Below are 19,276 nucleotides of genomic sequence, written 5' to 3'. Positions count from 1 at the left end.
GTCAGATCAGCCGCAGCTGCTGGGCGCGGACGATCGCCTGGACGCGGGTGTGGGCGTCCAGCCGGGTCATCAGTGACTGCGTGTACGTCCGCACGGTGTTGACGGTCAGCCCCAGCGTCCCGGCGATCTCGCGGGTGGTCGTTCCCGCCGCCATCAGGCGGAGCACGTCCAGCTCACGAGGGCGCAGCTGCGGCCCGCCGGGTGTCGCGAGGATCCCGCCGGCCGTCTCGAGCTCGCGGGCGACGCCGGCGTCGACGACCATCCGGCCGTCCAGCACGTCGCGCAGGGCCCGGGCGAGGTCCAGGTCGAGCGTGCCCTTGAGCAGCACACCCGCCGCCCCGGACTCCAGGCAGCGGCGGAGGTGCCCGGCGTCGCCGAACGCCGTCAGCACGACGACGCGCGCGCCGGGCACCTCGTCGCCGAGGCGCCGGCACACGTCGGCGCCGTCCATGTCTCCCAGCCGGACGTCGAGGAGCACCAGGTCGGGCCGCAGCCGGGGCGCGGCCTCGAGTGTCGCCGCCCCCGAGTGGCAGACGGCGACGACCGCGAAGTCGTCGCCGACCAGGACGCGCTCGATGCCGTGCGCGACGAGCGGGTGGTCGTCGGCGATCAGGACGGTGTGCGTCCGGGCGGTGGTCGGCACGGTCACGTGTGCTCCACCAACGGCAGCGAGACACGCAGGCTGGTGCCGCCGTCGTCGTTGCGCCCCAGGCGCAGCGTGCCCCCGCCGGCGGCCACCCGCTGCAGCAGACCGGACAGGCCGAGGCCCGCCGACCGTCCCGGGACGGGATGGAGGTCGACGTCGTCGGGCAGGCCCTTGCCGTCGTCCTCGATCGCGAGCGTGAGCTGGTGTGACTGGTAGGCGAGCGAGACGAGCACGGCGCCGGCGCCCGCGTGCTTCTCCACGTTGTGCAGGCCCTCCCGCAGCGCCGACACCACGACGCCCTCGACGTGGGCGCCCGCGTGCGCGGGCGTGCCGAGCGTGACGACCTCGGTCACGATCCCGGTGCGTTCGGCGAACCCCGCGGCGTCGCGGCGCAACGTCACCGGCAGCGCGTCGGCGGCGGGCAGCAGGCTGTGCATGGCCTCACGCAGGTGACCCGACGCCTGGGCGGCGGCGTCCTCGATGGACCGTGCGGCGGCGACCGCCCCGTCCGGGTCCGCGGCCGCGCACTGCTGGATCTCTCTGGCCGACAACGAGATTCGGAAGAGAAGCTGGCCCGCCGTGTCGTGCAGCTGCTGGGCGATCCGCTGCCGGTCCTGCGCGACCGCGATCTCGCCCGCGCGGTCCGCGTGCAGCGCGGTGACCAGCAACGGAGCGAGTGAGGCCCCGAACTCCGTCATCAGCAGCGTCGTCCGCGGAGCCACCCGGCCGTCCCGCATCCCGGCGTAGAGCACGCCGAGCCAGTTCTCGTTGAACGTCAGCGGCACCGCGGCCAGGCCGCGCACGCCGTCCGGCACCAGCGATGCGGTCAGGCCGTCGAGCGGGTCGGCCGAGCAGTCACCGGTGGTGACCGGCATGGAACGCTCGAGGGCGCGCCATCCGATCCCTGCGTTGCGAGGCAGGCGGATCCCGGTCGGCGCCGCGCCCTCCGCGGCCTGCACGGTCAGGGCGTCCGCGCCGTCGTAGAGCGCGATCGCGACCGTGTCCGCACCGACCAGCTCGGACATCCGCCGGCACGCCCGGGCGAGCAGCGTGGTGCCGTCGGAGAGCGCCGACAGCCCACGGGTCGCGACGACGAGCCGCCGCACGTCCTCGATGGACTTGACCGTGTAGCACACGACCGGTCAGCCGCTGATCACGAACAGCTTCTTGAACGGCGACGTGACCGTCCACGTCGACTTCGTGCCCTTCGTGAACGACGCGATGTCGCCGGGCTTCAGGACGACCTGCTCGCCGCTGTCGACGAGGTCGATCACCAGCTCGCCCTCCAGGGCGTGGATCGTCTCGTCGGCGGTGAACGGGTAGGGGAAGCTCTGCTCGTCGGAGCGCCACAGCCCGACGTGCAGGGTGGCGCCCTCGGCGCCCTCGGTGCGGACCCAGTGCACCTCTCCGATGGCCTCCCCGCCCACGACGAACGGCTCCCACTCCTCTGCGGTCGCCACCGAACGGGCGTACTCGGTCGTCTGAACGGTCATGCTCTTCTCCTCGATTGGCGCGACTCCGGCGAGAGGAACGCTATCCGAGAAAGCGGCGCGCCCCCATCTGCAATTGCGGGTAATGCGCGCTGCCGGGAGCCTTTTACGCCGCTGATACCGGAAGTCACGGCACCGTGACCTGCACTATCGGCAGATGCAGATACGAGCCGGGTGGAATGGGGCCGATTTACAGGCGGTTACCGGTCGGCAATGCGGAGGAAATGGATCGCTGCGTGACTGGAGGTCGCCTGATCACCCCGACGCGCGGAGGCCCACCATGACACTCGCCCCCGAAGCCGGCTCCGTCGGCACCGGCCGCGAACTCACGATCGTCCGCGGAGCGTGCCCGCACGACTGCCCCGACACCTGCGCGATGCTGTTCCACGTCGAGGACGGCCGGCTCGTCGACGTGAAGGGCGACCCGGACCACCCGATGACGCGCGGCGGGTTGTGCGTGAAGCTGAAGAACTTCCCGGAGCACCACTACCAGTCCGACCGCCTGCTGTACCCGATGCGCCGGGTCGGCCCGAAGGGCGCGGGCGAGTTCGAGCGGATCACGTGGGACGAGGCGCTGGCCGAGATCAGGCAGCGGTGGACCGACATCATCGCCGAGTACGGCAGCCAGGCGATCATGCCGCACGCCTACCTCGGTCACCAGGGCGTGCTCAACGGTCTGACGTCCGGGGACGCGTTCTTCAACCGGCTCGGCTCCAGCGTGGCGGAGAAGACCTACTGCGAGTCCGGCTCCTCGACGGCGTGGCACATGACCGTCGGCGGGACCGGCGGTCTCGACATCGAGTCGATGGCGCACTCGCGCTACATCGTCGTCTGGGGCATGAACATGACCAGCACGAACCTGCACGGCTGGCCGTTCCTGCTCAAGGCGCGCAAGGAGAACGGTGCCAAGATCGTCGTGATCGACCCGGTCCGGACCAGGACCGCCCGCCAGGCCGACTGGCACATCCGGATCCGGCCGGGCACCGACGGCGCGCTGGCCATGGGTCTGATCCACGAGATCATCGCCCAGGGCCTGACGGACACCGACTACGTCGAGCGCTACACCGTCGGCTACGACGAGCTCGCCGAGCGTGCCGCGCAGTACCCGCCGGAGCGCGTCGAGGAGATCACCGGGATTCCCGCCGAGGACGTCCGCACGCTCGCCCGCGAGTTCGCGACGAGCCAGCCGGCCGCGATCCGCCAGGGCGTGGCGATCGAGCGCAGCCGGGGCGGCGGGCAGGCGATCCGGGCGATCACGTCGCTGCCCGCGCTCGTCGGGGCCTGGCGGCACGTCGGCGGCGGCACGATGGAGATGCCGATCTGGGAGTTCCCGACGCTGTTCGACAGGATCTGCATGCCGGAGTGGATCCCCGAGGGCACCCGGGTGATCAACGAGCTGGACCTCGGCATGGCACTGACCGGCGAGATGGAGCTCGACCCGCCGCTCAAGTCGCTGTTCGTCTACAACTCGAACCCCGTCTCGCAGGGTCCCGCCCAGGCCAAGACGATGGAGGGCCTGGCCCGTGAGGACCTGTTCACCGTGGTCAGCGACCACTTCGTCAACGACACCGCGAAGTTCGCCGACATCGTCCTGCCCGCCACCATGCAGGCCGAGCAGCTGGACATCATGGTCACCTGGGGGCACCTCTACATCTCGCTGAACCAGCCCGCGATCGCGCCGCCGGGCGAGTGCGTCCCGAACTCGGAGCTGTTCCGCCGCCTGGCCGCGACCATGGGTTTCACCGACGACTACTGGGACCGCACCGACGAGCAGATGCTGCGCGACTTCCACGACTGGGACGCGCCAGCGCTGCAGGGCATCACGTTCGACTCGCTGAAGGAGACCGGCTGGGCGCGCCTGAACGTCGGGCTGCCGGGGGAGCGTGCCCCGCACGCCGAGGGCAACTTCCCGACTCCGTCCGGCAAGTGCGAGTTCCGGTCGTCGCTGGCCGAGGGCGGCAACTTCGTCGTGCCGGTGTGGCGCTCGATGTACGACAAGATGCAGCCGGGCGGTCCGCTCGACCCGCTGCCGGATTACGTCCCGCCGTTCGAGTCGCCGTCGTCGAACCCCGAGCTCGCGCGGCGTTACCCGCTCAGCATCGTCTCGCCGAAGCCGCACGCGTTCCTCAACAGCCAGTACGCCAACGCCGTCGACAAGCAGGACGTACAGGGTGACCAGCGGGTGTGGATCCATCCGGAGGACGCCGCCGAGCGGGGCGTCGCGGACGGCGACGTCGTGAAGGTGTTCAACGACCGGGGGTCGTTCTTCGGACCGGCCGTGCTCGACGACGTCGTGATGAAGGGCCTCGTGATGGCCAACGTCGGGCACTGGCAGAACAAGGCGTCGGGCAGCACCGTCAACACGATCACGCTCGACCGGCACAACGAGATGGGCAACGCCGGTGTCTTCTCGGACAACCTCGTCGAGGTGGAACGCGTCGAGGACCCGGTCGTCGCGGGCTGAGACGACCTCGTGCTCTCCGCTGCTCCGGCGTCCGCGACGGCCGCGCCACCGGCCGTCGCGGACGCGATGCTCCGCTTCCCGAAGACCTGCGGTCCGCGGACGTCCGTCGCCGACGCCCGCGCGCTGCTGGCCGACGACCACGTGCACGCGCTGCTCGTGGTCGACGGCGGCGTCCTGCTCGCCGTCGTGGAGGGGGCCGACCTCGCCGGGGCGGGCGACGGTGCGGCCGCCCACGCCGGGCGGCTGGACGGACGCGTCGTCGGGCCCCGCGACGACCTCGCCGCCGTCCACCGCCGGATGGCCGACGCCCGGATCCGCCGCCTCGCCGTCGTCGACGACGAGAGGCGGCTCCTCGGGCTTCTGTGCCTCAAGCGCAGCGGCCGGGGCTTCTGCGACGACGACGGCGTGCGCGCCCGTGGGGAGCTCACGCGCCCCTCCCTCACATCTTCTGCAACGCTCCCGCGTCCACCGGGAGCGTGATGCCGGTGACGAAGCGGGCTTCGTCGGACGCCAGCCAGGCGACGGCGTTGGAGATGTCCCGCGGCTCGACCCACGGGGTCGGCATCACGTTCATGGCCCCGAGGAGGGCCTCCCGGAAGTCGTCGTGCGTCGGCGTCTCGAGGTCCGGCCGGAACAGCCGGTACATGTCGACGTGGTCGATCATGTCGGTGAGCACCGAGGTGGGCTGGATCGCGTTCACCCGGATGTTCTTCGGGCTCAGCTCGTTGCACATCGTCCTGGCCAGGCCGATCACGCCGTGCTTCGCCGCGACGTAGTGCCCGAAGTTCGGGAAGCCCTGCACCCCGCCGGTCGAGCTGATCAGGATGATCGACCCGCCCCGGTCCTGCTCGAGCAACGTGGGGACCGTGGCACGCACGGTCTTCCACACCCCGGTGAGGTTGATGCCGATCATGTCGTCCCACTGCTGCTCGGTGAGCTCGTGGATCGGCGCGCTGGAGAAGATCCCCGCGTTGGCCACCACGATGTCGAGCCGCCCGAGCTGCGCGACGCCGTCGTCGACGGCCGCCTGCAGCGCGGACAGGTCCCGCACGTCGGCCCGGTGGGTGACGATGCGGCGGTCCAGCTTCTCCACCTCGGCGGCGGTCTCGGCGAGGTCGTCGGGCGTGGAGCCGCGGTAGTCGGTCGTCGGGACCTGGTCGCAGAGGTCGACGGCGATGACGTCCGCACCGTCCTCGGCGAGCCGGATCGCGTGCGACCGTCCCTGACCGCGCGCCGCGCCGGTGACGAGCGCGACCTTGCCGCTGAGGTCGTATCCCATCCGATCAGACCCCGACCCTGCCCGCGGCCTCGGCGCGCAGCTTCGTCGTGCGGTGACCCGGCTCCTTGTCGAACTTCGGGATCACGTGCTCGCCCATCAGCTTGATCATCCGCAGGGTCTGCTCCTTCGTCTTGACGCCGCGCAGCATGAGGAACTGGTCGGCACCGGTGGCCTCCCAGCGCGCGACCTGCGCGACGACGTCGTCCGGGTCGCCGACGATCGCGGCGCCGAGCCCGAGGAACGCGTCCAGTGCCTCCTCGGTCAGGTCCGGCATGACCTCGGGCCACTGCGGGAAGCCCTCCGGGCGCGGGAACGTGTCGTGGTACCGGAAGACCTGGCTCATCTGGTAGTTGTTCCCGCCCGGCGCCAGGAAGTCGCGCCGCGCGGTCTCGCGGTCCTCGGCGATCGAGTTGAACCCGTTCGCGACGATCAGGTTGTCGTTCACCCAGGCGCCGATCGGGTCGTCGCACTTCGCGACGGCGTCCTTGTAGATCTTGATGGCCTCCTCGGTGCGCGGGAGCTCGTCGAGCGAGAACCCGAGCGCGCCCATGCCGCGACGGCCGCACATCTCGAAGCTGGTCATGTTGCCCGCCGCGTACCAGATCGCCGGGTGCAACGGCCCGTACGGCTTCGGCAGCACCTTGCGCGGCGGCATGTTCCAGTACCGCGAGGAGTAGCCGGGGTACTCCTCGTTCAGCCACATGTGCTTGAACTGCGGGACGACGTCCTCGAAGATCTTCTTCGTCTCCGAGACGTCGTCGATGTCGGTCTGGAACGCGCGCACCTCGTGGCTGCCGGCTCCGCGTCCGACGCCGAACTCGAACCGGCCCTCGGTGAGGTGGTCGAGCATCGCGACGCGCTCGGCCAGCGCGGCCGGATGGTGCACCTTGGGCAGCGGGTTGAAGATCCCGGAGCCGATGTGCGCGGTGGACGTGAGGCCGGCCAGCGCGCCGAGGAACACGTCGTTCGACGAGATGTGCGAGTACTCGTCCAGGAAGTGGTGCTCGGAGATCCAGATGTACTTGAACCCGGCGCGTTCCGCGGCCAGGCAGACCTCCAGGTCGTCCATCAGCGCGCGGTGCTCGGCGTCCGGGTCGCCTGCGCGGATGGACTCGGGCAGCCAGCCCTGGGTCAGGAATCCGAACTCCACCTCGAACCTCCCTGTCGTCGGTGGTGCACCGGCGCGTGCCGGGTCTCCTCCACCGTGTCCGAGCCGTGCGGGGCGTGGTGAGCGTGGAAACGCCTACCCGGGCAAGTCGGGTGACCGGGGCCACAGATCGCCGTAATGCGGCCCCCCGACCTGCGACGACGCTGTTCTGTCCGGGTCGGGGCCGGCGGGGGGTCCATCGCCCGCCGTCGCCGCCGGGCCACCGACGGCGGCAGCGGACCCCCGCACCGGCGTGCCAGTCTGGGTGCGCGGCGCCGTCACCGGGGACGGCGGGCGGGGACGGTGCGCATGCGCGACGAGCAGTGGCGGGACGTCCGTCGCAGGCACGCGTCCGGGGAGGCGATCAAGGCGATCGCCCGTGACACCGGGCTGTCCCGCAACACGGTGCGGCGCGCGCTGGCCTCGGACGTTCCGCCCGGTTCGCGACCGCGCCCGGCACCGGTCCCGGACGCCGACGGGGTCGCGATCGCCGAGCTGCTCGCCGTCGAACCCGGCCTCGGTGCCGCCGAGATCGGCAGGCGGATCGGATGGCGGAGGTCGGCGTCGGCGCTGCGCGACCGGGTCCGCGCCGCGCGTCGTGTGCTGCCGGCGCCCTCCACCTCCGGTGACGGGCTGCCGTCGTCGCTGACCACGTTCGTCGGCCGCGAGCAGGAGGTCGCCACCGTCCGGCGGGCGCTCGACGACCGGCTCGTCACGCTCGTCGGGCCGGGCGGGGTCGGCAAGACGCGGCTGGCGCTACACGCGGTCCGGGCCGTGATCGGGCGCTTCCCGGACGGCGTGCGCGTGGTGGAGCTGGCGGCGCTGCGCGACCCCGGCCTGCTGCCGCGGGCCGTGCTCGACGGGCTGGGCGTGCCCGGCGACGCGCGCACCGACGGGGAGGCGCTTGTCGTCCGGCATCTGCGGGGCAGTCGGATGCTGCTGGTGCTGGACAGCTGCGAGCACCTCGTCGACGCCGTCGCCGCGCTCGTCGGAGCCGTGCTCGCCGGCACCCGCGACGTGACGGTGCTGCTCACCAGCCGGCAGGCGCTCGGCGTCGGCGGGGAGCACGTCGTCGGGATCGCGCCGCTGGCGTTCCCGGCGGAAGGCGACCCGGACGAGTCCGATGTGGATACCGCCGTGGCGTTTCCGTCGGTGGCGCTGTTCGCCGAGCGGGCCGCCGCCGTCGTACCCGGGTTCGCCGTCGAGGAGCGCAACGTCGCCGACGTCGTCGCGATCTGCCGGGAGCTCGACGGCGTCCCGCTGGCCCTCGAGCTGGCCGCCGTCCGTCTGACCGTCCTGTCGCTGCGGCAGCTGCGTGACCGGCTCCCGGACCGGTTCGCCGTGCTCACCGGTGGCGACCGCGCGGGGCCCGCCCGGCACCGGACGCTCGAGGCGACGATCTCGTGGAGCTTCGAGCTGTGCACCGCGGCCGAGCGCGAGGTGTGGGTCCGGTCGAGCGTGTTCACCGGCCCCTTCGACCTCGACGGGTTCGACGACGTCTGCGCACACGACGGGCTCGGTTCCGGCGACGCGGTCGACGGTCTGTCCGGACTGGCCGCCAAGTCCCTGCTGGTCCGCCACGACGACGGCGACGGCGTCCGGTTCACGCTGCCGGCGACGATCCGCGGCTACGGCCACGACCGGCTCGACCCCACTCTCGCCAGGGGCCTGCGGCGGCGGCACCGCGACCGGCAGCTGCGTCTCGTGCGCACGCTCGACCGTCAGTGGTGCGGTCCGGACCAACAGGTGTGGTCTCGCCGGATGCGCGCAGAGCGCGCCGACCTGCGTGCCGCGCTGGATCTCGGCCTGCGGGAACCGGACGGGAGTTCGTCCGCCGTCGCGCTGGCGGGCGGGTCGTTCTTCCTGTGGGTGGCCGGCCTGTCGATCGCCGAGCACCGTCACTGGCTGGACCTGGCGCTGGCGACGGGCACCGGTCGGACCGCCGAGCGGGCGCGGGCGCTCGCCGTGTGCTCGCTGCTCGCGTCGCTCCAGGGTGACCGGGAGGCGGCCGCGTCGATGGCGGGGGACAGCGGCGCGATCTCCCGGGAGATCGCCGACCCGCTCGGCGAGGCGACCGCCGTGCACATGGCCGGGCTCGCCGCGTTCCTCTCCGACGAGTTCGCCCGCGCCGCCGCGCAGTTCTCCGACGCGGAGCGCCGCTACCGGGACCTGCTGCCCGACGGCGCCGGACTGCTCGTCGCCCTCGAGGTGCACGACGGGCTGCTGGCGATCTCCCGCGGCGCGCTGGACCGGGCCGCCGCCCGCCTGGCCACGACGGCGGAGCAGTGCGCGGCACGCGGCGACCGGTGGTTCCGCGGCTACGCCGTCGACGGGCTCGGTTTCGTCGCGCTGCTCGAGGGCAGGACCGACGACGCCCGCCGGTTCTCGGCGGAGGGGCTGGCGCCCGCCGCGGTGTTCGACGACGCGATCGGCCTGTCGCTCGCGCTCGACCTGGCGGCCTGGACGGCGGCCGCCGACGGCGACCACGAACGTGCCGCCGTCCTCCTCGGTGCGGCGTCGGCGCGGTGGACGTCGTTCGGCAGGCAGCTCTACGGCTCGCACGACTGGCAGAGCAGGCGCCGGGACTTCCACGAGCGGGCACTGAGCCACCTCGGCCGGCTCCGGTTCGACGCCGCGCACCGGTACGGCGGCACGCTCGGCGGCGCCGACGTCGTCGCACTCGCCGGGGACCGGTCGGTGCCCGTCGGGATCCCCGACGAGGGCGAGGTGCTGACGGCGCGGGAACGCGAGATCGCCCGGCTGGTGTCCGACGGCCTGACGAACCGGCAGATCGCCTCGCGGCTGGTGCTGTCGCCGCGCACGGTCGAGGGGCACGTCAGCCGTGCGATCGCCAAGTTCGGCTTCGCCCGCCGGTCGCAGCTCGCCGCCTGGTCGAGCAGGCGGGCCTGACCGGCCCGGCGCCGGACTGTCCCCCTACGTGCACTGGGTCACACCCCGCGCCCGCTCCTACCTTCCGACCAGCGCACAGCCCGGGCGGCACTCGCCCGCGGACGGAAGGGACCCCTCAACGATGAGCGCAGATCTGAACGAGGTCGGCACCGGAACGAACCTGTTCACGAACGCAGAGGTACGTGGCGTGGCGCGGTGGTTCAACGACACCTCCGACGTCCTCTCGATCGACGACGACGACCTGGAGACGACGGTCGCGTTCGTGAACAAGGGCGGCATGACGTTCCTGTCGCCGATCCTGCCGGACCTGGCCGGGATCGTGTGCACGGCCGGCAGCCGGGAGTCGCACCTGGCGATCCTGTCCCGTGAGGCCGACGTGCCGTGCGTGCTCGCGGCGCAGCTGACCGGCGAGATCTCCGACGGGGACACCGTCGTCCTCGACCTGTCCGACGCTGAGACGGCGCGGATCTCCGTGGCGGCGGGGGTGTCGGCGTGACCACGAGCATCAGCACCCCGAAGAACCTGACCGCGCTCTACACCGACCCGTCCTACGAGCCGTCGCTCGAGGAGTGGAACTGGCTCGTGCTCAAGGCCGGTGCGGCCTACAGCTCCGAGCTGCAGGCCCGGACGGTGTTCGAGTCCGAGCTGTTCGGCATGAACACCTACATCCTGATGTCGATGATGGAGGACTACCTGCGGGTGCCGGAGCGCCTGCGGGAGATCCGCAGGCACGCGACGCCCGCCGAGCTCGTCGCACGCGACCTGCCGATCGGCAACAAGCGCAGCTTCATCAACCTGGCCGCGATGCCGCTGCACTACCTGACCGGCCGCGAGCTGTTCGTCGACCTCGGCGAGAACACGCTGGCCGACGGGCTGGCCGACCAGCTCGAGGTCATGAGGTTCTGGCGCGAGGCGACGATCGCCATGCGCACCGACGGCGTGCTGTTCAACATGGACGCCGAGCCGCACAACTCCAGCCATGTCGTCGGCGACGAGCTGATGGCCGAGATCCGCGGCGCGATGGTCCCGGCCGACGACGCGACGAAGGCGGCGATCCGCAAGTTCGGTGCCCGGCTGACCGGCTACGCGTTCCTGGAGAACTGCGACGCGCGCACGGCCGTCTGCGACACCGGCCCGTACGACCTCGGCGACGGCACGTTCCTCGCGCTGCGCGAGACGTGCCTCGACGGCGACGGCGACTTCCCGTGGGTGGACGGCATCCGCGAGACGCTGCCGTACCACCACTTCGTGATCGCCCACCAGCTGCCGAACTCGGTCAAGATGGACAACAACGTGTGGGGCACGGCCTGGTTCACGCCGAGCGACTACCAGGGCGACATCATCTCCACCCGCGTGTTCTGCACCGACGGCACCACGCTGCGCCCGCTGGAGCTGGCCGAGGTCGCCGAGGCGGAGAAGGCGATCCGCAAGGCACACCGCGCGCTCTACCAGCGCCTCGCCGAGACCGACCCGGAGGAGCGCAACCTCTACGCGACCCAGATGTACGCGTGGAAGACGAAGGCGTGGGCCCGGCTGGCCGGCTGCTACGACGACATCGACTGGTCGGTGACGCCGCGGATCGCCGAGTCCTACGAGCGCTTCCAGGACCCGACGCTGGCGATGACGCTGATCGGCGGGGTGTTCGTGCCCCAGGACCGCGAGGGCTGCTTCCGGCCGCTCGGTGAGTGAGGGCTGACATGTCAGAGCTCGGTAAGGGAACCCCGTCGTACACGTTCGCCCCGACCACCGGAACGGTGACGCACTTCCGGTCGCCGGAGGACGTGATCGACTCGCTGGACTCGGACCTGGAGGCGACGATCGCCGTCGTCGCCTCCGGGGGGACGACGTTCCTGTCCCCGATCCTGGGACGGCTCGCGGGCGTCGTGTGCCTGGACGGCACGCTGCGCTCGCACCTGGCGATCGTGTCCCGGGAGTTCGAGCTGCCGTGCCTGGTCGGCACGGCACTGACCGGTGACCTCTCCGACGGCGACGAGGTCACTCTGGAGATCGTCGACGGGTCCGGGCTGATCCGGACCGCGGTCGGCGGCCCCGCGACACCCGCGGCAGAGCCGTCCACACAGGACGTCTCCGCCGCGTGGTGGTCCTACGTGCGGCGGGTCGGCGACGAGATCGCGGTCAAGCCGTTCGACGTCGACGTGACGCAGGAGGGTCTGGAGTCGCTGCTGTCCGAGGAGCTCACCGACGAGCGGCTCGACGAGCTGGTGCAGCACATGGGCCGGGCGTTCAAGCCGGAGATGACGCGGCGCTCCGGGTTCACGTCCGAGCTGTTCCCGATGCTGCCGTACATGTCGCTGTCGGTGATCGAGGACTTCCACTCCTACGCCGAGCGCGTCGCGGTCATCGACGCGGCGATGCCGGCCCAGGAGATCGGACGGAAGCTCAAGGACGGGCCGAACCAGGTCAGTCCGCTGTGGATCTGGATGATCGCCTACCACTACCTGTGCGGGCGCGAGTGCCTGATCCAGATGGGCAGGCTGCGACCGGACGAGCGGCGCGAGGAGATCCGCACGGTCGTCGACTTCTGGCGCCGGCTCACGCTGGCGCACCGCGGCGACGGCACGATGGACTACAAGGACGCCGGCTTCACGAACCGCTATCTGCCCGCACCCGTCGTCGACGAGCTGGCGGGTGCGGCCCAGCAGCTCGACCCGGCGGGGACGAAGGCGCTCAAGCGGCTCAACGCGACGGTCTCGGGCTACTCGTTCCTGTACTTCTGCGACTCGCGGGTCGGGATCTGCGACTCCGGGCCGTACCCGCGGAAGGACGGTCGCGAGACGATCGTGCGGGACTACCTGTCGCTCGGTCCGAGCGCATGGGCCTACCCGTGGGCCCAGGACCTCGAGCCCCCGTACCAGGGCCTGACCATGATCCTGACGTACGACCCGTCGTCGTTCTCCGAGTTCGAGATCAACGACTGGGGCACGACGTTCACCGAGCCGGACCAGCTACTGGCCGCGGTCAGCGAGGCGGCCGTGTTCGGGTACACCGCGTCCGGCGAGCGGCGGCAGCTCTCGCCCGAGGAGTGGGTCGAGGTCACGACGTCGCTGTCGCGTACCCACATGACGCTCTACCAGCGCTTCGCGGCCATGAACCGCGAGGAGCGGATCTTCGCGGCGACCCGGATGTACACGTCCGGCCTGCGGCCGTTCGCCGCGCTGGCCGGGGTCACCGACCAGGTGAACTGGGACTTCTCGCCGGACACGCTCGCCCTGTACCCGGATCCGTTCGACGACGACGACCAGGCCGCCGCGATCTTCGGTACGGCTCTGGTGGCCAACGACATGCCGGGCTCGTTCTCGCCCGTCCGGTAGGGAGGACCGAAGACATGGCGCTTCGCCAGTCGATGCAGAAGATCGTCGCGGCCGACGAGTGGCTCTGCCATCAGCTACCGGAGACGTTCGCGACGATCGCGCACGCGGACATCTCCTGGACCGAGAAGCTGTGGGGCTCGCTGTTCGCCCGCGACGGCTCGCTCCAGGTCGACGTCGGCCTCGGCAAGTACCACAACCGCAACGTCATGGACTGCTTCGCCGGCATCTCGCGCGGCAAGGAGCAGCTGACGGTGCGGGCCAGCCGGCAGCTCGACCTCGAACCCGACCGGATCGGCGTCGGGCCGGTGGACTACGAGATCATCGAGCCGCTCCGCTCGGCCCGGTTCGTGCTCAAGGAGAACCACGTCCTGCCGATCCGGTTCGACCTGACGGTGACCGGGGTGCTGCCGCCGTTCCTCGAGCGCAAGGACGCCCAGCGGGAGCCGCACGGCTTCCGCATCCAGTCCGACCTGCTGCGCTACCACCAGGCGTCCACCGTGCGCGGGCACGTCTGGATCGACGGCGAGACGATCGAGGTGAACGACGACGAGTGGTTCGGCTTCCGCGACCACTCCTGGGGCGTGCGGATGGACGTGGGCGATCCCGTCCCGGACGTCTACAAGCCCCAGCGTCTGGACCAGAACTTCATCCTGACCTGGAGCCCGATGTACCTCGAGCGCCCGGACGGCTCGCGGTACGAGATCCACCACTACCAGCAGGTCGTGGACGACGAGACGACGTACTTCTCCGGGTTCGTCAACGAGTCCGACGGCACCCAGACCGCGCTGAACGCCGTGCGCGACGAGCTGAAGTACGACCCGGTGAACCGCCGCCTGCGTGGCGGGACGATGACGTTCGACGCCGGCTGGGGCGAGACCCGCACGGTCGAGGTCGAGGCGATCAGCGACACCGGGTTCCACCTGGGCTGCGGCCTGTACTTCGGCTTCAAGGGCCACCGCCACGGCCAGTGGCACGGCCCGCAGCACATCGACGGCGAGCGCTACGCCGACGTGTCCGACCCGCAGACGGCCCGCGAGGTGCACCAGCTCCGCGACTGCGTCGTCCGCGTCCGGGAGGGGGACGCCACCGGCTACGCCATCTTCGAGTCGATGGTGATCGGGGAGCACCCGCGCTACGGCCTGACGAAGGAGAGCTCGTTCCTGTGAGGCTCCATCGACACTGATCGATGCTGATCGACACCGGGTCCGGTTCGGGGAGAGGGGTGCCCCGAACCGGACCCCCGTGCTGATCTCTCGCGCGCCCGCCGTGCCCGCCGCGCCCGCCGCGTCACCGCCGACCCAGCTCCGACCGGCCCCAAGCCATGATCGGCAGAACCGTCCGGATCGGGGCGGGAATCCACCCTGATCCCGACGCGGTTGCCGATCACCGGGAGGGATGGAGCGGCCGTCCGTCCGCCGATGACGAGGCCGTTCCCTTCCGGCACCGGAGCGGCTCAGCCGCCGTGCCATCGGACTGGCCGGCGGCGGAGGCGCGGACTCCCTTCCGGGCCGGTCACGAGCATGATCGGCAGCTCAGGCCGGTTCGGGGCGGGGTTCCGCCTCGATCCGGACCCGGCTGCCGATCTTCGCTGCTCGCACGGATCATGATCGGCGGCTTCGTCCGGATCCGGGCGAGAGCCCGCCCCGATCCGGACCGGTCTGCCGATCGTGAGTGGGTGGCGGCGACCCGCCGACAGCGCGCGGTCGTCCAGGGACCCGTTCCCGGCGCCGCCCGGTGTTCGCCGGCGGGAACGGTTTCGGCGATCCGGGCCCGACGACCTCGAGCGGTGCCGATCCTGCCTGCATGACGCTCGAGCAACTGATCGCCCGGCAGGACGGCGTGGTGAGCCGCGCCCAGGCGCTCCGACTCGGAGTACCGGCCCGGACGATCTCCGACCGGGTCGCCTCCGGCCGGTGGCGCCCGCTGTACCCGGGCGTCTACCTGGTCGGGGGCCACCGGCGCACCGATCATGGACGGGTGATCGCGGCGTGGCTGTGGGCCGGCCCGCGCGCGACGATCGCCGGACCGACCGCCTCCTACTGGCACGGGATGCTCGACCGCCGCCTCCCGCGTACGGACCTGATCGTGCCGAGCACCATGAAGCGGAAGCGTCCCCCGGGGATCACCGTGCGTCGCCGCGACCTGGACACCGCCGACCGCGTGCTGGTTCGCGGTGTCGCAACCACGTCGAAGGGCCTGTCCGTCCTGGAGACCGCTCCGGTGATCCACCGCGGCGCCCAGTTCCTCGACCGTGCGCTGCAGAAACACATCGGCTTCGACGAGCTGTACGACGCCTACACCCGGTCGATGGGCGCCCGCGGGATGCGCGCGGCCGGCGCTCTGCTGGTGGCGTGCGCGGATCGCGCCGACTCGGCGGCCGAACGGCTCCAGATGCGGCTCCTCCGCCAGGCGGGCCTGACCGGGTTCGTCCGGCAGCACCCGTTCGGCCCGTTCCTGATCGACGTCGCGTTCCCCGACTCCCGCCTCGCCATCGAGGTCGACGGCTGGGCCTGGCACAAGGACGCCGAGAGCTTCCTCAACGACCGCCGCAAGGGCAACGCGCTCGTCGAGGCCGGGTGGACGCTCCTGCGCTTCACGTGGACAGATCTCACCGAGACCCCGGACGACACCGTGCGCCGGATCCGCGCCGTCCTCCTCCGCACCAACGCCCGGGGCGCCTGATCGGCGGCATGATCGGCCACCGAGTCCGGTTCGAGGCGGATATCCGCCCCGATCCGGACTCACCTGACGATCAGGCCCGGGATCGGGCCAGGAGCGCGAGCTCCATCCTCGACTGGCAGCCGGTGAGGCTCAGGATCCGGCTCACGTACTTCTTCACGCTGTCCTCGGCCAGGGAGAGCGTCTCGGCGATCTGGGCGTTGGACAGCCCGTCGGCGAGGAGGCGGACGACCTCCCGCTGGCGGTCGGACAGACCGGCAAGGGCAGCACGGGACCGGGTCACCGGGAGGCCGCGGCTGATCGCCGAGAGCTGCCGGCTGACCATGCGCAAAGTGGACAGTTCGGACGGGCCGAGCTTGTCGGCGCACCCGTCGAACATGCCGACCAGAGCGGTGTGCCCGCCGGGCAGTTCGAGGCGCATCGCGGCCGCCGTCTCCATGCCCCACGTCGCCTGCAGGAAGTGCCGCACGTAGGCGTTCGCCGAGGCCGGCAGCGCGCCGACCTTGCTCAGCTCGGACAGCGAGGACACACCGCTGGAGACGAGCTGGCGGCAGGCCGCGGGCGTGGAGAACACGTCGTAGCGCGACCAGCGCTCCTGGTACTCCGGGAGCATCTTCTCGGTGTTGCCCTCGGTGAGCGGGGCATGGTCGCCGAACACGTTGTGGAACGTGGCGCCGGCGAAGAACGAGACGTGGCGCAGGCCGAAGCGGGTGCCGAGCGAGGCCACCATCTGCTCCTTGAAGTCGGGCAGCGAGGCAGCCCGGTCGCAGTCCTCGAGGACGTCGAAGGCGCGCTCGTAGTCGAGCTTGCGCATCTGGGGACGTGCCCGGCGGCGGCTGGACCCTGCGGTCGTCGTCGACGCGGGACTGTCCACCAACGTGGACTGGGTCACACGGGCGAGCCTACCTAGCTTTCGTACCGGTGAACAGCAAGCAGTCCCCGGGCGTCCGGGGCTGGATCCGGAGCCGGTGGCGACGCCGCCGACAGGAACTCGGAGAGGTGACGATGTCCGAATCGGCGGTTCCGACCCCGAAGTGGGGCACGAAGGAGATGCTCCCGCTGCCCGGCCGGTTCAACGGCGCGGTGCGGGAGGTCGCGGCGAAGCGGTTCGTGGCGACCGGCGCGGCCTGGAAGGACGTGGTGTTCGACCGGCAGTTCGACCTGTTCTCGCTGTCCGACGCCCAGGCGATCGAGTCCGAGGCGCTGGACTCCGGCTACCGGTTCGAGTTCTCCGCGACGGTGTCGCTGGAGTCCGAGCCGGAGAAGTACAAGCGCCCGGAGCGGGCCGCGTCCGCGTTCGCCGACGGCGAGGTCACCGACGGGCGGCGCCAGGTCGGCGTCGGTGACAACGTGATCCGCAAGACCGAGACGGTGACCGGGCCGGTCGCGCTGATCTCGAAGACCGAGCAGGTCATGAACTACCTGGCCGACGGCGTCCCGCCGGGCACGATCGCGGTCATCGACGACTCCGGCGGAACGCTCACGGCGCCGATCATCGAGGACTTCGCGGGCGTCATCTGCCTCGGCGGATCGGTCCGCTCGCACCTGGGCATCCTCGCCCGCGAGTACGACGTGCCGACGCTCATGAACTGCCGGATCGACACGCTCTCCGACGGCGACGTCGTCGAGATCGAGGTCACCGCGGCGCCGCCCGCGTCCGACGCGTACGAGACCGGCGACACCGGGCACGCCCGGATCTGGCTGACCGAGAAGGGCTGAGCGAGATGGCTGCGACGAACAAGTTCGACTACCCCACGCTGCTCGAGACGAACAACTACCTGCGCCAGCTCTCGGACACGACGTACTGGCTGTGCATCACGCGCACCGTCCAGGAGTCGAAGCTCTTCCCGATGAACCCGTACATGCTGCTCAGCTACCTGAACACGTTCTACCGGCTGCCCACGCAGCTGCGGGAGATCGACGCCGCGACGCCAGCCGAGGAGCTGGGTGACCGGGCGCGCGAGGTCAGCCTCAAGGTCGACACGGTGAACGCGGCCTGGGGGATGCCCGCGTTCTACCTGATCGGCCGCGAGATGCTGATGAACTGGGGCCTGCTGCGCCCAGGCGACGCCGTCGAGGACGTCGTCGACGTGCTGGACTTCTCGCGCCGCTTCAACCTCGCCTACCACCGCAACGACGGGCACCTGACGAACAAGGAGTTCGGCGACCGCAGCCAGTTCCTGCCGGAGCGCCAGCTGCAGGTGTTCGAGGCCGACCTGCACGGCGTGACGCCGGGCGACCGGCTGCACTCGGCCGCCACGAAGCTCGTCGCGCAGCTGTCCCAGTACGCGTTCCTGGCGCACTGCGAGTGCCGGATCGGGCTGCACAACTCGGGCCCGTACAACTTCGGCGACAACAAGCAGATGATCGTCCGCGACTTCTTCGAGCTGACCGAGGGCGACTACCCCTGGCTCGACGGCATCGCGACGCAGCTTCCGTTCACGAACCTCACGATCCCGATCGTCTTCCAGGACACGAACTTCCACCTGATGGACGACTGGGCGTCGTTCGAGGCGGAACCGGCCTACTCGGCGTCGAACATCGCCGCCGTCGGAATGTACACATCGGACGCTCTGACCGACGGCTACGTGCCGGTCGGGATGGAGAACGCCGAGCAGCTCGCGGAGACGATGGAGCAGTACCGCGACATCCTCAACCAGGCCACCGCGGACCTGTGGAAGCGGATCGCGAGCTGGACGCGTGACCAGATGATCGACGCGGGCGCGCTCGTGTACTCGTCGGTCGCGAAGGACTTCGCGCACCTGGCCGGCACCTACCGCCAGGACGACTGGCTGCAGCTCGACGACCGGGTGCAGCGGTTCAAGCCGCTGATGAACGACGAGTACGGCCGCGACAACCTCGGCGAGATGGTCGGCCTGCTCGGGTTCCCGCACCAGAAGACGAGCGAGTACTCGATGGCCCGCACGTCGGGGCTGAACCAGAACATGCTGACCGGCGTGCCGTACTCGGTGCTCACCGACGACGACGTCGCGCCGACGGCGGGCAGCACGCTGTCCGGTTCGTCGAGCCTGCCGTCGAAGGCCGGTCTGTGGACGACGAGCGCGGGGCGCCTGGAGATCGACGAGTACAACCGCAGGGCCCGCGAGTTCACGCCGGGCGTGCTGCAGGGCGCCAACCGCTACCTCGACGAGGAGTGGGTGAAGTTCCACCACGGCTCCGAGCGGGCGGACGCGCTCTACAAGCTCACCCAGCAGTCCAGCCGCACCCTGCGTGACCGCGGCTCCGGCCTGCTGCGTGCGGACCTGCCCCGCTCCTGACCCACCGATCTCCCGGGTGGCAGGCCGACGACCGGCCTGCCACCCGGTGAA

The 19,276-nt window shown here is 71.0% G+C and carries 16 protein-coding genes; 10 read left to right on the top strand and 6 right to left on the bottom strand.

Going from position 1 to position 19,276, the window contains the following annotated elements; translation table 11 throughout:
* Position 1: 1 nt before the first annotated feature.
* The 3 genes from EV378_RS08595 to EV378_RS08585 are packed head-to-tail and all read right to left on the bottom strand — an operon-like array spanning position 2 to position 2,139.
* Complete coding sequence (locus EV378_RS08595) at positions 2-649, bottom strand: response regulator (protein ID WP_132422453.1); 648 nt, start codon at positions 647-649, stop codon at positions 2-4.
* A complete protein-coding gene (locus tag EV378_RS08590) occupies positions 646-1,782 on the bottom strand; it encodes a GAF domain-containing sensor histidine kinase (protein ID WP_132422451.1) in 1,137 nt (378 codons plus the stop codon). Before EV378_RS08590 ends, EV378_RS08595 begins: the two co-directional genes overlap by 4 nt.
* A gap of 6 nt (positions 1,783-1,788) precedes the next feature.
* A complete protein-coding gene (locus tag EV378_RS08585) occupies positions 1,789-2,139 on the bottom strand; it encodes a cupin domain-containing protein (protein WP_132422449.1) in 351 nt (116 codons plus the stop codon).
* Positions 2,140-2,416: 277 nt separating this feature from the next.
* Here EV378_RS08585 and EV378_RS08580 point away from each other — a divergent pair, with 277 nt between their 5' ends.
* On the top strand, positions 2,417-4,600 hold the full coding sequence (locus EV378_RS08580; protein WP_132422447.1) for a molybdopterin-containing oxidoreductase family protein: 2,184 nt from the start codon (positions 2,417-2,419) through the stop codon (positions 4,598-4,600).
* A 9-nt stretch (positions 4,601-4,609) separates the two neighbouring features.
* Positions 4,610-5,080, top strand: a complete 471-nt coding sequence (locus EV378_RS08575; RefSeq protein WP_132422445.1) for a CBS domain-containing protein — start codon at positions 4,610-4,612, stop codon at positions 5,078-5,080.
* On the opposite strand, the gene EV378_RS08570 is transcribed toward EV378_RS08575, so the two are convergent.
* Together EV378_RS08570 and EV378_RS08565 are read right to left on the bottom strand one after the other, a co-directional pair.
* Positions 5,040-5,879, bottom strand: a complete 840-nt coding sequence (locus tag EV378_RS08570; protein WP_132422443.1) for a mycofactocin-coupled SDR family oxidoreductase — start codon at positions 5,877-5,879, stop codon at positions 5,040-5,042. The two genes, EV378_RS08575 and EV378_RS08570, sit on opposite strands and share 41 nt — an antisense overlap.
* Positions 5,880-5,883: 4 nt before the next feature.
* Complete coding sequence (locus tag EV378_RS08565; RefSeq protein WP_207908614.1) at positions 5,884-7,029, bottom strand: LLM class flavin-dependent oxidoreductase; 1,146 nt, start codon at positions 7,027-7,029, stop codon at positions 5,884-5,886.
* Positions 7,030-7,335: 306 nt separating this feature from the next.
* Here EV378_RS08565 and EV378_RS08560 point away from each other — a divergent pair, with 306 nt between their 5' ends.
* The 6 genes from EV378_RS08560 to EV378_RS08535 all read left to right on the top strand — a co-directional run bounded on the left by EV378_RS08560 (position 7,336) and on the right by EV378_RS08535 (position 15,950).
* Positions 7,336-9,936, top strand: a complete 2,601-nt coding sequence (locus tag EV378_RS08560) for an ATP-binding protein (protein WP_132422441.1) — start codon at positions 7,336-7,338, stop codon at positions 9,934-9,936.
* Positions 9,937-10,057: 121 nt separating this feature from the next.
* The gene (locus EV378_RS08555; RefSeq protein ID WP_132422439.1) at positions 10,058-10,432 is read left to right on the top strand and encodes a PEP-utilizing enzyme; all 375 of its coding nucleotides are present in this window, start codon (positions 10,058-10,060) and stop codon (positions 10,430-10,432) included.
* A complete protein-coding gene (locus tag EV378_RS08550) occupies positions 10,429-11,625 on the top strand; it encodes a hypothetical protein (RefSeq protein ID WP_132422437.1) in 1,197 nt (398 codons plus the stop codon). Before EV378_RS08555 ends, EV378_RS08550 begins: the two co-directional genes overlap by 4 nt.
* A gap of 8 nt (positions 11,626-11,633) precedes the next feature.
* Positions 11,634-13,268 (top strand): PEP-utilizing enzyme, encoded by a 1,635-nt coding sequence (locus EV378_RS08545; RefSeq protein ID WP_132422435.1) that lies wholly within the window; start codon positions 11,634-11,636, stop codon positions 13,266-13,268.
* Positions 13,269-13,282: 14 nt separating this feature from the next.
* Positions 13,283-14,434 (top strand): Rv3169 family protein, encoded by a 1,152-nt coding sequence (locus EV378_RS08540; protein WP_207908613.1) that lies wholly within the window; start codon positions 13,283-13,285, stop codon positions 14,432-14,434.
* Positions 14,435-15,071: 637 nt separating this feature from the next.
* Positions 15,072-15,950 carry a type IV toxin-antitoxin system AbiEi family antitoxin domain-containing protein gene (locus EV378_RS08535; protein ID WP_132422433.1) on the top strand — a complete coding sequence of 293 codons (879 nt, stop codon included), beginning with the start codon at positions 15,072-15,074 and terminating at the stop codon, positions 15,948-15,950.
* A gap of 70 nt (positions 15,951-16,020) precedes the next feature.
* On the opposite strand, the gene EV378_RS08530 is transcribed toward EV378_RS08535, so the two are convergent.
* Positions 16,021-16,839: a helix-turn-helix transcriptional regulator gene (locus EV378_RS08530; RefSeq protein ID WP_207908612.1), complete on the bottom strand. Its 819-nt coding sequence runs from the start codon at positions 16,837-16,839 to the stop codon at positions 16,021-16,023.
* 113 nt (positions 16,840-16,952) lie between these two features.
* Between EV378_RS08530 and EV378_RS08525 the strand changes: the two genes are divergently transcribed.
* Together EV378_RS08525 and EV378_RS08520 are read left to right on the top strand one after the other, a co-directional pair.
* Positions 16,953-17,666 carry a PEP-utilizing enzyme gene (locus EV378_RS08525; RefSeq protein WP_165922194.1) on the top strand — a complete coding sequence of 238 codons (714 nt, stop codon included), beginning with the start codon at positions 16,953-16,955 and terminating at the stop codon, positions 17,664-17,666.
* Positions 17,667-17,671: 5 nt separating this feature from the next.
* Positions 17,672-19,225 (top strand): hypothetical protein, encoded by a 1,554-nt coding sequence (locus EV378_RS08520; RefSeq protein ID WP_132422431.1) that lies wholly within the window; start codon positions 17,672-17,674, stop codon positions 19,223-19,225.
* Positions 19,226-19,276: the final 51 nt, after the last annotated feature.

This window comes from Pseudonocardia endophytica (assembly GCF_004339565.1).
In the GTDB taxonomy this organism is placed as follows: Bacteria; Actinomycetota; Actinomycetes; order Mycobacteriales; family Pseudonocardiaceae; genus Pseudonocardia; species Pseudonocardia endophytica.
Note: the sequence above shows the minus strand (reverse complement) of the source record. Positions and strands in the feature narration are given on the sequence as shown.

Bases quoted from the DNA above. Each gene is read 5' to 3' on its own strand.
- EV378_RS08585 (WP_132422449.1), bottom strand. From the start codon at position 2,139: ATGACCGTTCAGACGACCGAGTACGCCCGTTCGGTGGCGACCGCAGAG.
- EV378_RS08580 (WP_132422447.1), top strand. From the start codon at position 2,417: ATGACACTCGCCCCCGAAGCCGGCTCCGTCGGCACCGGCCGCGAACTC.
- EV378_RS08570 (WP_132422443.1), bottom strand. From the start codon at position 5,879: ATGGGATACGACCTCAGCGGCAAGGTCGCGCTCGTCACCGGCGCGGCG.
- EV378_RS08560 (WP_132422441.1), top strand. From the start codon at position 7,336: ATGCGCGACGAGCAGTGGCGGGACGTCCGTCGCAGGCACGCGTCCGGG.
- EV378_RS08555 (WP_132422439.1), top strand. From the start codon at position 10,058: ATGAGCGCAGATCTGAACGAGGTCGGCACCGGAACGAACCTGTTCACG.
- EV378_RS08545 (WP_132422435.1), top strand. From the start codon at position 11,634: ATGTCAGAGCTCGGTAAGGGAACCCCGTCGTACACGTTCGCCCCGACC.
- EV378_RS08540 (WP_207908613.1), top strand. From the start codon at position 13,283: ATGGCGCTTCGCCAGTCGATGCAGAAGATCGTCGCGGCCGACGAGTGG.
- EV378_RS08535 (WP_132422433.1), top strand. From the start codon at position 15,072: ATGACGCTCGAGCAACTGATCGCCCGGCAGGACGGCGTGGTGAGCCGC.
- EV378_RS08525 (WP_165922194.1), top strand. From the start codon at position 16,953: ATGTCCGAATCGGCGGTTCCGACCCCGAAGTGGGGCACGAAGGAGATG.
- EV378_RS08520 (WP_132422431.1), top strand. From the start codon at position 17,672: ATGGCTGCGACGAACAAGTTCGACTACCCCACGCTGCTCGAGACGAAC.